Genomic DNA, 217 nt, shown 5'->3' on the forward strand with positions numbered 1-217 from the left:
ACCAACCCCCGCACCACCGAAAACACCCGCCCATACAACCCTAACGGCCGCCTAAACCCCGTATGAAGAATCCGCCAAGTCTTGATGTGCGCGATAACCCGCTCCACCACCGACCGTAGCCGATTCAGCACCCGGTTATTCCGCTTCTGCTCCCGGCTCAGCCGTTGGCCCGGCTTACGCCTGGCCGGGGTAGCCAACCCCAGACCCACATAGCCCT

General features: G+C 62.7%; 1 protein-coding gene. It reads right to left on the reverse strand.

The window, feature by feature from the left end:
* The coding region (locus L6963_RS11985) for a transposase family protein (RefSeq protein WP_423817134.1) at positions 1-209 on the reverse strand (209 nt) is incomplete at its 3' end.
* Positions 210-217 lie beyond the last annotated feature (8 nt).

Origin of the sequence: Rothia nasimurium (genome assembly GCF_928392795.1) — a bacterium.
In the GTDB taxonomy this organism is placed as follows: domain Bacteria; phylum Actinomycetota; class Actinomycetes; order Actinomycetales; family Micrococcaceae; genus Rothia; species Rothia nasimurium_F.